General features: G+C 64.4%; 17 protein-coding genes. 10 read left to right on the forward strand and 7 right to left on the reverse strand.

The annotated features are described in order from the left end of the window. Nucleotides 1-4: 4 nt before the first annotated feature. Nucleotides 5-796, forward strand: a complete 792-nt coding sequence (locus ACSQ3S_RS11280) for a TOBE domain-containing protein (RefSeq protein ID WP_413448132.1) — start codon at nucleotides 5-7, stop codon at nucleotides 794-796. Nucleotides 797-807: 11 nt separating this feature from the next. Here ACSQ3S_RS11280 and ACSQ3S_RS11285 read toward each other — a convergent pair whose 3' ends face one another. The 3 genes from ACSQ3S_RS11285 to ACSQ3S_RS11295 all read right to left on the reverse strand — a co-directional run bounded on the left by ACSQ3S_RS11285 (nucleotide 808) and on the right by ACSQ3S_RS11295 (nucleotide 2,770). Continuing rightward, nucleotides 808-1,158: a KGG domain-containing protein gene (locus tag ACSQ3S_RS11285; RefSeq protein WP_176653682.1), complete on the reverse strand. Its 351-nt coding sequence runs from the start codon at nucleotides 1,156-1,158 to the stop codon at nucleotides 808-810. Nucleotides 1,159-1,258: 100 nt separating this feature from the next. Beyond that, nucleotides 1,259-1,675, reverse strand: a complete 417-nt coding sequence (locus tag ACSQ3S_RS11290; RefSeq protein ID WP_413448133.1) for a hypothetical protein — start codon at nucleotides 1,673-1,675, stop codon at nucleotides 1,259-1,261. Between the two features lie 66 nt (nucleotides 1,676-1,741). Beyond that, nucleotides 1,742-2,770 (reverse strand): NADP-dependent oxidoreductase, encoded by a 1,029-nt coding sequence (locus ACSQ3S_RS11295; RefSeq protein WP_436142408.1) that lies wholly within the window; start codon nucleotides 2,768-2,770, stop codon nucleotides 1,742-1,744. A gap of 124 nt (nucleotides 2,771-2,894) precedes the next feature. On the opposite strand from ACSQ3S_RS11295, the gene purU reads away from it, so the two are divergent. Genes purU through ACSQ3S_RS11315 form a run of 4 tightly spaced genes read left to right on the forward strand, consistent with a single transcriptional unit; the run spans nucleotide 2,895 to nucleotide 5,267 of the window. Next, entirely contained in the window at nucleotides 2,895-3,764 is an 870-nt protein-coding gene (purU, locus tag ACSQ3S_RS11300) for a formyltetrahydrofolate deformylase (RefSeq protein WP_176653685.1), read from the forward strand. 16 nt (nucleotides 3,765-3,780) lie between these two features. After that, nucleotides 3,781-4,323, forward strand: coding sequence for a YaeQ family protein (locus ACSQ3S_RS11305; RefSeq protein WP_176653686.1), 543 nt, complete (start codon nucleotides 3,781-3,783; stop codon nucleotides 4,321-4,323). Nucleotides 4,324-4,335: 12 nt separating this feature from the next. Then, complete coding sequence (locus ACSQ3S_RS11310; protein ID WP_436142409.1) at nucleotides 4,336-4,782, forward strand: copper chaperone PCu(A)C; 447 nt, start codon at nucleotides 4,336-4,338, stop codon at nucleotides 4,780-4,782. Continuing rightward, the gene (locus ACSQ3S_RS11315; protein ID WP_436142410.1) at nucleotides 4,782-5,267 is read left to right on the forward strand and encodes a YcnI family copper-binding membrane protein; all 486 of its coding nucleotides are present in this window, start codon (nucleotides 4,782-4,784) and stop codon (nucleotides 5,265-5,267) included. Before ACSQ3S_RS11310 ends, ACSQ3S_RS11315 begins: the two co-directional genes overlap by 1 nt. On the opposite strand, the gene ACSQ3S_RS11320 is transcribed toward ACSQ3S_RS11315, so the two are convergent. Beyond that, nucleotides 5,268-6,575: a Xaa-Pro dipeptidase gene (locus tag ACSQ3S_RS11320; protein WP_436142411.1), complete on the reverse strand. Its 1,308-nt coding sequence runs from the start codon at nucleotides 6,573-6,575 to the stop codon at nucleotides 5,268-5,270. Between the two features lie 26 nt (nucleotides 6,576-6,601). On the opposite strand from ACSQ3S_RS11320, the gene ACSQ3S_RS11325 reads away from it, so the two are divergent. Next, on the forward strand, nucleotides 6,602-7,120 hold the full coding sequence (locus ACSQ3S_RS11325; protein WP_436142412.1) for an Rpn family recombination-promoting nuclease/putative transposase: 519 nt from the start codon (nucleotides 6,602-6,604) through the stop codon (nucleotides 7,118-7,120). 49 nt (nucleotides 7,121-7,169) lie between these two features. Continuing rightward, nucleotides 7,170-7,565: a hypothetical protein gene (locus ACSQ3S_RS11330; RefSeq protein WP_436142413.1), complete on the forward strand. Its 396-nt coding sequence runs from the start codon at nucleotides 7,170-7,172 to the stop codon at nucleotides 7,563-7,565. Here ACSQ3S_RS11330 and ACSQ3S_RS11335 read toward each other — a convergent pair. Continuing rightward, the gene (locus tag ACSQ3S_RS11335) at nucleotides 7,537-8,313 is read right to left on the reverse strand and encodes a head GIN domain-containing protein (protein WP_413448139.1); all 777 of its coding nucleotides are present in this window, start codon (nucleotides 8,311-8,313) and stop codon (nucleotides 7,537-7,539) included. The genes ACSQ3S_RS11330 and ACSQ3S_RS11335 overlap by 29 nt on opposite strands. A 186-nt stretch (nucleotides 8,314-8,499) precedes the next feature. Between ACSQ3S_RS11335 and ACSQ3S_RS11340 the strand changes: the two genes are divergently transcribed. The 3 genes from ACSQ3S_RS11340 to ACSQ3S_RS11350 all read left to right on the forward strand — a co-directional run bounded on the left by ACSQ3S_RS11340 (nucleotide 8,500) and on the right by ACSQ3S_RS11350 (nucleotide 10,764). Continuing rightward, on the forward strand, nucleotides 8,500-9,144 hold the full coding sequence (locus ACSQ3S_RS11340) for an SAM-dependent methyltransferase (RefSeq protein ID WP_176653690.1): 645 nt from the start codon (nucleotides 8,500-8,502) through the stop codon (nucleotides 9,142-9,144). 76 nt (nucleotides 9,145-9,220) lie between these two features. Beyond that, nucleotides 9,221-10,342, forward strand: coding sequence for a type IV pilus twitching motility protein PilT (locus tag ACSQ3S_RS11345; protein ID WP_436142414.1), 1,122 nt, complete (start codon nucleotides 9,221-9,223; stop codon nucleotides 10,340-10,342). Next, nucleotides 10,342-10,764 carry a hypothetical protein gene (locus ACSQ3S_RS11350; protein ID WP_436142415.1) on the forward strand — a complete coding sequence of 141 codons (423 nt, stop codon included), beginning with the start codon at nucleotides 10,342-10,344 and terminating at the stop codon, nucleotides 10,762-10,764. The genes ACSQ3S_RS11345 and ACSQ3S_RS11350 overlap by 1 nt, the downstream gene beginning before the upstream one ends. A 24-nt stretch (nucleotides 10,765-10,788) precedes the next feature. Here the strand turns inward: ACSQ3S_RS11350 and ACSQ3S_RS11355 are convergent, their stop codons facing one another. Continuing rightward, a complete protein-coding gene (locus tag ACSQ3S_RS11355; protein ID WP_436142416.1) occupies nucleotides 10,789-12,063 on the reverse strand; it encodes a c-type cytochrome in 1,275 nt (424 codons plus the stop codon). Between the two features lie 9 nt (nucleotides 12,064-12,072). After that, nucleotides 12,073-12,789: a c-type cytochrome gene (locus ACSQ3S_RS11360; protein ID WP_436142417.1), complete on the reverse strand. Its 717-nt coding sequence runs from the start codon at nucleotides 12,787-12,789 to the stop codon at nucleotides 12,073-12,075. Between the last annotated feature and the right edge of the window lie 42 nt (nucleotides 12,790-12,831).

Consider the following 12,831-nt stretch of genomic DNA (forward strand, 5'->3'; position numbering starts at 1 on the left):
CACCATGGAATTACAGGGCAATGTCTGGATGACGATAGGCGGCCAGAAGCTGGGCGGGCAGGACAGGGTGGAGTTGCTGGCTGCCATAGCCACGCACGGCTCGATCACCGCCGCCGCCAAGGCGGTCGGCATCAGCTACAAGGGTGCGTGGGACGCCATCGAGGCGATGAACAACCTGGCCGGCGAGCCGCTGCTGGAGCGCGTGGCCGGCGGCAAGGGCGGCGGCGGCACGCGGCTGACCAAACGTGGCGCGCAGCTGGTGGAAAATTTCCGCAAGGTCGATGAAGAGCACCGCAAATTCGTGGCCCACCTGAGCAGCCAGTCGCATGCGCTGGCCGACGACTTCTTGCTGATCCAGAGGATGAAAATGAAAACCAGCGCGCGCAATCAATTTAGCGGCAAGGTCGTGGCCTTGAAAGAGGGCGCCGTCAACGACGAGATCACGCTGGAGATCGTCGGCGGCCAGCACATCGTGGCCACCATCACCCGAGACAGCAGCGACAGCCTGAGCCTGACCGTCGGCTGCGAAGCTTTTGCGCTGGTCAAGGCGTCGTCGGTGATCGTCGTGACCGGGATGGGCGAGGCTCGCCTGTCGGCCCGCAACCAGTTGGCCGGTACCGTCACGCGGGTGCAGGTGGGCGCGGTGAACACCGAGGTCAGCATCGAGTTGCCGGGCGGCGGCGCGATCGCCGCCATCGTCACGCGCGACAGCGGCGAGGCGCTGGCGCTGGAAGTCGGTAGCGAGGTCATCGCCGTGTTCAAGGCTTCCAGCGTCATCATCGGCATACCGGCCTAGACAGATCCTGCCTAGCGCTCAGCGGCCTTGCCCCCTTGCATGTTGCCCCCTTTGGCTGATTGCTCGGAGCCGGCACTGGCGGCGGCTTTGCTGGCATTGGCGCGGGCGGCGGACTGGCGGCTTTCGCCACCCTTGCGGCCGATCTGCGCCATGTGTTCACGGTCTCGGCTCACCGCCTCGCCGCCTTTCTGGCCGGCACGGCGGGCTTCCTCCGAGTTGAACTCATGGGCCGTCCCTTTCTGGTGGGCCGCCTGTCCCCCCTTGCTGGCGATGCTGCGCTGGGTTGCCTCGTCCATCGCCGCAAAGCCGCGCTTGGCCGTGCCTTTCGGCTTGCTTTGATCGTTACCTGAATTACTGGCCATAAAACCTCCTCATGAGTGTGATGACATTCCGTCAGGGTTCGCCGAGCAGTTTTGGCTGCTCTGTATGGTTAGAGATGCAAGCTTGACGGAAGTTCCACATTCAATGGCGGGTCTGGCTAGCTGTTTGATACCTGGACATCTGCTCGGACGCCTGCTCCGAGGCGCGCTGCATCATTTCCTGGGCAACGTCGGTGGCGGCGCGCTGCACGGCCGGTCCGTGGGTGGCCGCCGTTTGCGCCATGCTGGAGCTGGCGCGGGTGACGATTTCGGCCAGGTGGCGCTGGTAGCTTTGCAGCGCGCCGCTCTCCGGCGCCGGCCGGCCGGGGTCGAGCAGCTTGCCGCTCATCAGGCGCTGCGTGTTGGCGCCGGCTTCGGCGATGAGGTCGCGCGCCAGCTGCATGTTCAACTCGCTCAGGCTCTGCATGGTTTCCAGCGCGCGCTGCGCCAGGTCGGTGTACAGCGTGATGAGGAGGTCGAGATGATTCTTGACGGCGGGGGTGAAAAATTGGGGAGTCATGATGCGTCCTTGGCGTAGTCCTTCGACGAAAGAAGGATAGACGCCGAGGACGCCAAAAAGTTCCCTTTATTCGCTGGCCACCTGCAGCACCAGCTTGCCGAAGTTCTTGCCTTCGAACAGCATGTTCAAGGCCTGCGGGAAATTCTCCAGGCCCTGCACGATGTCTTCCTTGCTGTGGATCTTGCCTTCCTTCATCCACTGGCCCAGCTGGGCGATGCCCAGGTGGTAGCGGTCGGCGTAGTCGAACACGACGATGCCTTCCATGCGCGCGCGGTTGACCAGCAGCGACAGGTAGTTGGCCGGACCCTTGACCGGCGTGGTGTTGTTGTACTGCGAGATGGCGCCGCAGATGACGATGCGCGCCTTCATGTTGATGCGGGTGAGCACCGTGTCGAGGATCTCGCCGCCGACGTTGTCGAAGTAGACGTCGACGCCGTCCGGGCAATGCTGCTTGAGACCGTCCTTGACCGAGCCGCCCTTGTAGTCGATACAGGCGTCGAAGCCCAGCTGGTTGACCACGAAGTCGCATTTTTCCTTGCCGCCGGCGATGCCGACCACGCGGCAGCCCAGCTGCTTGGCCACCTGGCCGACGGTCTGGCCGACCGCGCCGGCCGCGCCGGACACCACCACCGTCTCGCCGGCTTTCGGCTGGCCCGATTCGATCAGGCCGAAGTAGGCCGTCAAGCCCGGCATGCCCAAGGTGTTCAGGTAGGTGGGCAGCGGCGCCAGCTTGGCGTCGACCTTGCGGAAGCCGACGCTCTTGTCGTCGGCCGGTCCGATCCAGTAGCGCTGCACGCCGGTGCCGCCCTGCACATGGTCGCCGACTGCGAAGCGGGACGACTTCGATTCCACCACCACGCCGATGCCGCCGGCGCGCATCACCTCGCCGATGCCGACCGGGCGGATATAGGATTTGGCGTCGTTCATCCAGCCGCGCATGGCCGGATCGAGCGACAGGTACAGCACCTTGACCAGCATTTCGCCGTCGGCCAACTCGCGCAGCGGCTCTTCCACTTGCTGCCAGTCGCTGTCCTTGACCATGCCGACCGGACGGGCTGCCAGGCGGAATTGCAGGTTAGTCTCTTTGTTCGTCATTTTTATTCCTCGAAATGGGGTGTGGGGGCCAATATACCGTAAATTGCACGATCGTGCTATTTTCACGTGCACGGCCCAGCCGTGCGACAATACCGGCCTTGTTAGACCAATAACGATGGTAGATATGAGCAATCCCGAATACATTTTGACACTCTCTTGCCTGGACCAGCGCGGAATCGTTCATCGCGTATCGGGCTTCCTTGCCGATCACGGCTGCAACATCATCGACTCGGCCCAGTTCGGCGACGGCGAGTCGAAGCTGTTCTTCATGCGCGTGCATTTCGCGCTGGAAGACCGCAACGTCAACGACGACCTGCTGCGCGCCGATTTCGGCCTGCTGGGCAGCGAGATGAAGCTGGACTGGCAGCTGCGCGACGCCCACTACAAGCCCCGCGTGATGCTGATGGTGTCGAAGATCGGCCACTGCCTGAACGACCTGCTGTTCCGCTACAAGAGCGGTCTGCTGCCGGTGGAAATTCCGGCCATCGTGTCCAACCACATGGACTTCTACCAGCTGGCCGCCAGCTACAATATTCCGTTCCACCACCTGCCGCTGGCCACCGGCGCGCCGCAGGAAGCCAAGCTGGCGCAGGAAACCAAGATCATCGAGCTGATGAACACCCACAAGATCGACCTGGTGGTGCTGGCGCGTTACATGCAGATCTTGTCGCCCGGCCTGTGCACGGCGCTGAAAGGGAAGGCGATCAATATCCACCATTCCTTCCTGCCCAGCTTCAAGGGTGCCAAGCCGTATGCGCAGGCGCACCACCGCGGCGTCAAGCTGATCGGCGCCACCGCGCACTTCGTCACCGGCGACCTGGACGAAGGTCCGATCATCGAGCAGGACGTCGAGCGCGTCGACCATTCGATGGATGCCGAGACGCTGTCGGCCATCGGCCGCGACGTCGAATGCGTGGTGCTGGCGCGCGCGGTGAAGTGGTTTGTCGAACACCGCATTTTGCAGAACGGCGACAAGACTGTCGTCTTCAAATAACTATAGAGATTCACAGATGGCCCTCAAAGCAACAATCTACAAAGCCGATTTACAGATCGCGGACATGGACCGCAACTTCTATGAAACGCAATCGCTGACCTTGGCGCGCCATCCGTCGGAAACCGACGAGCGCATGATGGTGCGCCTGGTCGCGTTCGCGATCCACGCGAACGAGGCGCTGACGTTCACCAAGGGCTTGTTCGACGTCGAGGAGCCGGACATCTGGCAAAAGGACCTGACCGGCGCGATCCAGCTGTGGATCGAAGTGGGCCAGCCGGACGAGAAGGTGATCCTGAAGGCCTGCGGCCGTTCGGAGCACGTCTATGTCTACAGCTATGCGGCCACCAGCCATATCTGGTGGAAGGCGCTGGCCAACAAGGTCGAGCGCTGCAAGAACCTGACCGTGATCAACCTGGACGCCGACGCCACCGAGCAGCTGGCCAAGATGGCCCAGCGCACCATGCAGCTGCAGTGCACCATCCAGGACGGCCAGATCTGGCTGAACGACGGCACCGATACCGTGGAGATCGGCCGCGAGACCTTCAAGGCCGAGCGCTGATACAATCTCAAGATGAAAAAACTCATCCTTTCGTTATTGCTGGCGGCATGCGCCCCGATGGTGCTGGCCCAGGTCGAGGTCAAGGACGCGTGGATACGCGCCACCGTACCTGCCGCCAAATCGACCGGCGTGTTCATGGAGCTGAAGTCCAGGCAGGATGCGCAGCTGGTGGAAGTGCGCTCCAGCGTGGCCGGCGTGGCGGAAATCCACCAGATGCAGATGGATGGCCAGATGATGAAGATGCACGCCGTGCCGTCGCTGGAACTGCCGGCCGGCCAGAGCGTGAACCTGGCCTCCGGCGGCTATCACGTGATGCTGATGGAGTTGAAGCGGCAGTTGAAGGAAGGCGAGACCGTGCCGGTCACGCTGGTCATACGCAAGAAGGGCAAGAAGAACGAAACCATCGCACTTGACGTGCCGGTCAAACCGTTGACCTACACTCCACCTAAGGGGCAGTGATGAAGATGACTTCCACCATGCTGGCGCTGGCAATGGCCACGATAGCGCCGGCCGCGCAGGCGCACGTCACGCTGGACCAGGCCACCGGCCTGGCGGGTACCTACCAGAAGCTGGCGTTCCGCGTCGGCCACGGCTGCGACGGCGGCGCCACCACCGGCCTGACGGTGTCGCTGCCGGAAGGCGCCAACGCCGCCAAGCCGATGCCCAAGCAGGGCTGGAAGATCGACATCGCCAACAGCGGCAACCTGCATGAGATCAGCTGGAAAGGCGGCTCGCTGCCGGACGCTTATTTCGACGAATTCGTCATGCAGGTGAAGCTGCCCGAGACGCCGGGCAAGCTGTATTTCCGCATCGTGCAGCAGTGCGGCAAGACCAGCGTGGCCTGGGATGAAATTGCCGCCGACGGCGCCGCCAGGCCGAAAGCGCCGGCGCCGGTGCTGGAGGTGTTGCCCGCGCCTGCAGGCACCGCCACCCACCAGCACTGATTATTTGACGACGGCGCCGCCCTTCATCACCCACTGGACGCTTTCCAGCGTCTTCACATCCTTCAGCGGTTCGCCGTCCACCGCGATCAGGTCGGCGAACTTGCCCGCCTCGATCGTGCCCACCCTGTCGGTCCAGCCCAGCAACTCGCTGGCGTTCAGCGTGGCCGCGCGGATGGCCTGGATCGGCGTCATGCCGAGCTTGACCAGGATGCCGAACTCGCGCGCGTTCAGGCCGTGCGGATACACGGCGGCGTCGGTGCCGAAGGCGATCGGCACGCCGGCCTTGATGGCGCGGGCAATGTTCTGGCGCGCCATCGGCAAGGTCACCTTGGCTTTTTCCAGCAGCGGCTTGGGCAGCTTGATCGCTTCGGCGTTCTCGATCAGCCAGTCGCCCAGGTAGACCGTCGGCACCAGCCAGGTCTTGTGTTCCTTCATCAGCTTGATGCCTTCGTCGTCGATGTAGGAGCCGTGCTCGATCGAATCGACGCCGGCCAGCACCGCCAGCTTGATGCCGTCGCCGCCGTGCGCGTGGGCGGCGGCCTTGCGGCCGAGGCGGTGGGCGTCGCTGATGATGGCCTTCAATTCTTCCAATGTGTATTGCGAGGTGCGCGGATCGTCGCCGAACGACAGCACGCCGCCGGTGGCGCAGATCTTGATGACGTCGGCGCCGTACTTGATGTTGCGGCGGGTGACCTTGAGCGCCTCGTCGACGCCGTCGGCCACGCCGAGGGCGGTGATCTTGTATTCGGGCGCGTGCATGGTGTCGTCGCAGTGGCCGCCGGTGATGCTCAGCGGCGGACCGGAGGCGGCCATGCGCGGGCCGGGCACGTCGCCGTCGTTGATGGCGTCGCGCAGGCCGATGTCGGCATAGCCGTCGGCGCCGACGTCGCGCACGGTGGTGAAGCCGGCCTGCAGCGTGATGCGGGCGTTCTTGGCGCCGGTCAGCGTGACGCGCGGGATCGACTTGGCGACGATGGAATAGCCGGAATCCTGCGGATCGCCGGTCAGGTGGGTGTGCATGTCGATCAGGCCGGGCAGCAGGGTCTTGTTGCCGAGGTCGATGACCTGGGCGCCGGCCGGGATGGCCAGCTTGCTGCCGGCGGCGGTGATACGTTCGCCGCTGATCAGCACCACCGCGTTGTCGACCAGCGCACCGCTGCGCACGTCGAGCATGTGGGCGGCCTTGACGGCGGTGACGGCGGCGGGAGGCGCATCGGCGGCGCCGGCGGTGGCGCAGGCCAGTAACAGAGAGGGCAGTAGCGCGGGTAGCGCATAGGTGCGACGGATGGCTGAAGCGGTAGCGTTCAAGTACGTCTCCTTGAGGTGGTGGTTGCTTGATCCGAGCCAAGCAAAGCTCGCCGCCTAGCGTACCCGGCAATGAAAGCGGGCGCTACAATTTTTCGGTGAAATCCCGCAGCGACACGCTCTATAAACAACTCTTCGCCCACACCGAGATGGTGCGCGAACTGCTGGCCGGATTCATGCCGGCCGCATGGGCGCGTTCGCTGCAGGTGAGCGCGCTGGAGCGCGTCAACGCCAGCTATGCCAGCGAGCGCGGCAAGCAACGTCACCAGGACATGGTCTGGCGCGCGGATATAGGCGGCGACTGGGTCTACGTCTACATCCTGCTGGAGTTCCAGTCACGCTCCGATCGCTGGATGGCCTTGCGCATGCAGGTCTATGTTGGGTTGCTATTCCAGGACCTGGTGGCGCAGCGCCGACTATCCCGCTATGGCAAGCTGCCGCCGGTGTTGCCCATCGTGCTTTACCACGGCCGACGCGACTGGAGTGCTTCCCGTAGCCTGACAGAACTTATGGTGCCAGCCACGCGACGGCATAGCGCCGGACTCTAATGTGTTGGGAATTTTGTTCCGCCTGCTTAGGTCTCGCACTAATGCCGAGATGCGTGAAGCATTAAGCCTGTTTGTTGAGCGCATGAAAAAGCCGGATATGGCTCCCGCTCGGGATAGCTTGACTCGCTGGCTGCAGACGACCTTGCAGGACGAATTTAGCGAGACTAATATGGATTTTGAGGAGGGACCGACTATGCTCTTTGACAAACGATTCAAGAAATATGAAGACCTTTTGGAATATGAGGCCATTCAGAAGGGGAGAAAGGAAGGGCAACGGCTTGCTTTACAGGATGTGTTAAGCGCGCGGGGCATCGCTATCACTAATAAAATTTCCGAAAAAATCAATGCTGCAGATGTCGTCCAGCTTAGCGTCTGGACTCGGGAGTTGGCCAGGGGCCAGACTCCCGATGACTTGCTTACTGCGGCGAGCCACCCAGGCGCTTGATGCTGCCCGAGCCCATCACGCTCTTGGTCACCTGCGGATCGCCGTAGTAGGCGATGTCGCCCGAGCCGGCCACGCTCAGGTTCAGCGTCTGCTTGGCCCACACTGTCGCCTGTCCCGAACCGCCGATGCTCACCGTCACGTCGCGCGCCGCCAACTGGCCCGCCTGCACCCGTCCCGAACCGCCGATCGACACCTGCAGCCGCTCGGCATTGCCGCCAGCCTTCAGGTTGCCGCTGCCGCCCAGCGCGATCGCCACCGACTCGCTTTCCACGCTGCGCACGCTGATCGAGCCGGAACCGCCGACGTCGAAACTCAGGCTCTCGCCGCGCAGCTTGTCGGCCTCCACCGAACCGGAACCGGCCACCGCGATCTTGTCCAGCGAGCGCGCCTGCACGACGATCTTCATCACATGCGCCTCCAGGTTGATATCCTTCCTGGCCGGGCGGATGCGCAGCGTGCCGTTTTCCACCACGGTCTCGATCAGGGCCTGCAGATTGTCGTCGGTCTCGACGCTGATGCTCTCGGTATTGCCGATGCGGATCTCGACGTTGCCGCTGACGGCGGTGGCCAGCGCCGTGAAGTGCCCCACGTCGCGGTTCGACTTGGTGACCTTGCCGCTGCCCTGCACGCGCTCGCCGTGGAGCCAGCTCAGCGGACCGGCCTGCGCCACGCCCGCCGGCACGGCGACGGCCAGCAGGCCGGCGGTCAGGAACAATGGGCTCAGGATGCGGCGGATGGTTGCGGACATGTGGTTCTCCTCAAATAAGTTCGGACAGCTCTTGAGATTGGATACTACGGACTTCCCCCGGGGCGTGACATCCGGTTGCGACGGATTGCAGCCTTGGCGGAGCAGAATGCATGAGTGAAGGAACAGGCGGCGGGCAGGGCGGCGGCATAAGGTATCATTCGGGCTACAACGTCATACTGGAATCACATGCTTATCATCACCATCAAACAGGGCAAGGAAAAGAGCCTCCTGGCCGGCGACCCCTGGATTTACGCCTCCGCGATTGAAAAAGTCGAGGGCAAGCCGCAGGAAAAGAACAAGCCCGGCGCGACCGCCACCGTGCAGACCTCGTCGCGCCAGTTCATTGGCCGCGCCGCCTACAATGCCAAGTCGCAAATCTGCGCCCGCATCTGGACCTACAAGGAAGACGAGCCGGTCGACCATGCGATGATCAAGCGCCGCGTGAAGGCCGCCATCGCCAAGCGCGCCGCCAGCGTGCGCGCGGCCGGCCCCAACGACCTGGTGCCGGTGGTGCGCGGCGACGAGGATGGCTTGTCCGGCCTGCTGGTCGACAGCTGGGGCGGCGTCAAGGGCTACCTGATCTGCCAGTTCCAGTCGGCCGGCGTCGAGGCGTGGAAAATCCCCATCGTGCAGGCGCTGCTGGCCGAAACCGGCTGTCCGAATGTCTATGAACGCTGCGACGACCTGATCCGCAAGGGCGAGGGCTTGCCGGTGTTTTACCGTCCGCTGGCCGGCGAAGAGCCGCCCGACCATGTGGTAGTGACCGAAGGCAAGCAGCGCTTCAGCATGGACTTGCGCACCGGCTTCAAATACCCGAAGGTACGCAGCTGAAAAAGTTTCGACTCTGCAATTTTTCTCTTATAATCGTCCGAGGCGTTCAACCGACCCCACGGAGATCAGAGTACAGATGGAAAATTACCAGTCGTCGCAAATTCGCACCCTGACCTACATCGAAAACGAAGACCACCCGGTCTTCGGCACGCTGGTCGAGCAGATCCTGCATTTGCTGAATTCCAAGCTGATCTTCAGCGACATCCTGATCCACCAGAACAGTCCGCTGTTGCTGCGCCAGCCGAAAGGGCTGGTGGCGGTGACCGATTCGCCGATCACGCGCGAGGAGCTGCAGGAATTCTTCGAGGTGGTCGAGCCGAACTGGGCCGAGCGGATCCAGGACCGCGCCTTCGACCGCGCGGTCGACCTGCACACGGCGCGCATCCGCGCCAACTGCTTCAGCTTCCAGGGCAAGAAACGCCTGGGCTGCGTGATCCGCCGCTTCCCGAAAGAGCCGATGGCGCTGGGCAAGCTGGGCCTGCGCCAGGCCGAGCAGAACTTCGCGAAACTGACCAGCGGGCTGGTGCTGATCATCGGCGACACCTGCCAGGGCAAGTCCACCACCATCGCGGCGATGCTGGACGAGATCAACAAGCACCGCTCCGGCCACATCATCACGATTGAAGATCCGGTGGAAACGCTGATCCCACAGCGCCAGTGTGTGATCACGCAGCGCGAGGTGGGTTTCGACGGCGACGTCGAGAGCTTCTACCTGGGCGCGCTCGACGCGCTGCGCGAACGGCCGGACGTGATCGTCATCGGCGAGATCCGCGACGCGCAGACGGCGCAGGAAGCGCTGGCGCTGGCCGAATCCGGCCCGCTGGTGCTGGCCTCGCTACACGCGCGCTCGACCGAGCTGGGCTTGCAGAAGATGCTGCGGCTGCTGGGCAACAGCGAGGCGCAGTCGCAGGCGCTGGCGCACGCGCTGCGCGGCGTGCTGTGCCAGGCGCTGCTGCCGTCGGTCGACGGCGACCGCTACTACCTGGCCACCGAATGCCTGACCTCCAATCCGGACGTGCTCAACATGATCGCCGGCGGCCAGGTGTCGGCGCTGCGCGGCTGGATGGAAAACAAGCCGGGCGACGGCTGCCACACGATGAACGCCTCGCTGCGCGCCTTGCTGGCCGACGGCAAGGTCAGTGTGGAAGACGCGCGCAACGCCACCACCGACCGCATCGGCTTCGCGGAGTCCCAGTGATGTTCAAATATTTTGTCGCGCCATGTTTGCTGCTTTGGTCAGTTGGTGCCGCGCAGGCGGCGCCGGTTGACGGTCTATGCGCCCAGCGTTTCCTGTCGACCTTGGCAGATCCTGCGACGGCGCTCAAAGCCAGCGGGTTTTTCAATTTGCCGGGCGCACCAGGCTCCGGTGCCGCGGCGACGCAAAACGCGCTGGACGCGATGATGCGCAAGCTGGGAGGCGTCAGCCGCATCGAGCCGCTGGCCGCCATGCCGGAAGGGAAAACCACACGGACCGCCATCGGCGAGCCGGCCTCCGGAACGCCCTTTGTCGGCAGCGCGTTCAGCGCCGTGTCCCAGACCGAGGGGCGGGTGATTTTCTTTGTCTCCCAGCGCATGGGCTACAGCTGTTCCATCAGTTCCCTGGCGCTGCACATCCCATAGCATCGGTAGCACTGACCCCGGGGTTTAATCCAGCGGTATCGCGCGGTAGCGATTGACGTCGGTGCCGGTCACCGGCGGGGCGTTGTTGCCCCAGGCGCTGCGCAGGTAGGACACCACCTGCGCCACTTCCACATCGTTGAGCACATGGCCGAACGGCGGCATGCCGTACGGGCGTGGATTGCCTTCCGTGCCGGGCGCGAAGCCGCCGTTGAGCACGATGCGGATCGGATTGACCGCCTGTTCCATCGTCAGCGCGCGATTGCCTCCCAGCGGCGGATAGCCCGGCGGCAGGCCGCCGCCACCGGCGCCGTGACAGTCGGCACAGTGCTTGTCGTACAGCTTGGCGCCGGCGGCCAGGAAGGCGACCGCCTCGGCACCCTTGTCGCGCTCGAAGTCGGATTTCTTGCCGTCGCCCGGCAGCGCCTTCAGATAGACCGCCATCGCGTTGATGTCGTCGTCGCTCAGGTATTGCAGGCTTTGCTGCACCACTTCGGCCATCGGTCCGAACACCGTCGCGCGCGGCGACACGCCGGTCTTCAGCAGCGCGGCGATGTGCGGCTGCAGCCATTCGCCCAGGCCGGCCTCGGCGCCGGAATTGAGCGACGGCGCATACCAGCCCAGCACCGGTATCAGGCCGCCCGACAGGCTTTCGCCTTCGGATGCGCCCAGCGTGTTGCGCGCGCTGTGGCAGGCGCTGCAATGTCCCAGCCCCTGCACCAGGTAGGCGCCGCGGTTCCAGTCCAGCGATTGCTTGCTGTCCTCGCGGAACACGGCCGGCTTGAAGTACAGCATGCGCCACGCGGCCAGCATGAACTGCTGGTTGTACGGGAAGCGCAGCTGGTGCGGCTGGCTGGCCTGGCTGACCGCCGGCACCGATTTGAAATAGGCATACAGCGCATCGGCATCGTCGCGCGTGATGCGGGTGTAGTTGGTGTAGGGGAAGGCCGGGTACAGCAGGCGGCCGTCCTTCGATTTGCCGTTGTGCAGCGCGCGCCAGAAATCGTCGGCGCTCCAGCTGCCGATGCCGGTCGCCGCGTCGGAGGTGATGTTGGGCGAGATCACGTTGCCGAACGGCGTCTGCAGCGCGCGTCCGCCGGCGTAGGGCTGGCCGCCGCGCGTGGTGTGGCAGGCCATGCAGTCGCCGGCCTTGGCCAGGTAGGCGCCGCGCGCGACCTGTTCGGCCGGCGCCAGCTTGGCGGTGACGGTAGGCTGTGGGCCGGCGTCGTCGCGGTTGCCGAACATGACCAGCAACAGGCCGCCCAGTATCAGCGCGGAAACGATATAAATAATTTTCTTCATGATCGTCCCTTATTGCGCCGGCACGCTGCCGCAGTTCAGCGGCAGCGGCATGGCGATGCTGGTGGCAGGGCGGGCGGCGGCGTCCGGCGTCTGCTTGCTGAGCCAGCCGGACACGGCGGCCACGTCCGCCTCGGACAGTTTGCCGGCGATGTCGGCCATGCAGTCCGGCGCGGCGGCGCGGCGCACCTTGTTCTTCCACGCGCCGAACTGGGCGTTGATGTAGTCGCTCGGCAGGCCGATCAGACCCGGGATGGCGGGCGCCACGCCGGTCAGCGCGTCGCCGTGGCAGGCCGCGCAGGCGGGGATTTTCTTGGCCGGGTCACCTTGTCGCACCAGCGCCTGGCCGCGCGCCAGCGAGGCGGCATCGGCGCTGGCGCCGCTGCCGGCCTGCGCCGGCGGGTAGGGCGGATGCTGTGCTGAGAAGTACTCGGCGATCTCGCGCAGATAGGCGTCAGGCAGATGGTCGACCATGTAGGTCATCATCGGGTAATGGCGGCGGCCTTCGCGGAAGTTCACCAGCTGGTTGTACAGGTAGCCGGCCGGCTTGCCGGCGATGCGCGGGAAGAAGGCGTCGCTGCGCTCTTTCAGCGAGTGGCAGGCGACGCAGGCGGCCACGCGCTGTTCCAGCGTGTCGGGCAAGGTGGCGGGCGCGGCGGCCTGGGACTGCGCGCACCAGCCGGCCAGGGCCAGGGCCGCGCACAGTCGCATGGTGGAAAAAGTAGTCATACCATTCCTTGTTGAGGCAGGCCGGGACGATGGCTGCCTGAC

The organism is Duganella sp. LjRoot269 (assembly GCF_964254095.1).
GTDB lineage: Bacteria > Pseudomonadota > Gammaproteobacteria > Burkholderiales > Burkholderiaceae_D > Rugamonas > Rugamonas hordei.

Bases quoted from the DNA above. Each gene is read 5' to 3' on its own strand.
- ACSQ3S_RS11280 (WP_413448132.1), top strand. From the start codon at position 5: ATGGAATTACAGGGCAATGTCTGGATGACGATAGGCGGCCAGAAGCTG.
- ACSQ3S_RS11285 (WP_176653682.1), bottom strand. From the start codon at position 1,158: ATGGCCAGTAATTCAGGTAACGATCAAAGCAAGCCGAAAGGCACGGCC.
- ACSQ3S_RS11290 (WP_413448133.1), bottom strand. From the start codon at position 1,675: ATGACTCCCCAATTTTTCACCCCCGCCGTCAAGAATCATCTCGACCTC.
- ACSQ3S_RS11295 (WP_436142408.1), bottom strand. From the start codon at position 2,770: ATGACGAACAAAGAGACTAACCTGCAATTCCGCCTGGCAGCCCGTCCG.
- purU (WP_176653685.1), top strand. From the start codon at position 2,895: ATGAGCAATCCCGAATACATTTTGACACTCTCTTGCCTGGACCAGCGC.
- ACSQ3S_RS11305 (WP_176653686.1), top strand. From the start codon at position 3,781: ATGGCCCTCAAAGCAACAATCTACAAAGCCGATTTACAGATCGCGGAC.
- ACSQ3S_RS11310 (WP_436142409.1), top strand. From the start codon at position 4,336: ATGAAAAAACTCATCCTTTCGTTATTGCTGGCGGCATGCGCCCCGATG.
- ACSQ3S_RS11315 (WP_436142410.1), top strand. From the start codon at position 4,782: ATGAAGATGACTTCCACCATGCTGGCGCTGGCAATGGCCACGATAGCG.
- ACSQ3S_RS11330 (WP_436142413.1), top strand. From the start codon at position 7,170: ATGCGTGAAGCATTAAGCCTGTTTGTTGAGCGCATGAAAAAGCCGGAT.
- ACSQ3S_RS11335 (WP_413448139.1), bottom strand. From the start codon at position 8,313: ATGTCCGCAACCATCCGCCGCATCCTGAGCCCATTGTTCCTGACCGCC.
- ACSQ3S_RS11340 (WP_176653690.1), top strand. From the start codon at position 8,500: ATGCTTATCATCACCATCAAACAGGGCAAGGAAAAGAGCCTCCTGGCC.
- ACSQ3S_RS11345 (WP_436142414.1), top strand. From the start codon at position 9,221: ATGGAAAATTACCAGTCGTCGCAAATTCGCACCCTGACCTACATCGAA.
- ACSQ3S_RS11350 (WP_436142415.1), top strand. From the start codon at position 10,342: ATGTTCAAATATTTTGTCGCGCCATGTTTGCTGCTTTGGTCAGTTGGT.
- ACSQ3S_RS11355 (WP_436142416.1), bottom strand. From the start codon at position 12,063: ATGAAGAAAATTATTTATATCGTTTCCGCGCTGATACTGGGCGGCCTG.
- ACSQ3S_RS11360 (WP_436142417.1), bottom strand. From the start codon at position 12,789: ATGACTACTTTTTCCACCATGCGACTGTGCGCGGCCCTGGCCCTGGCC.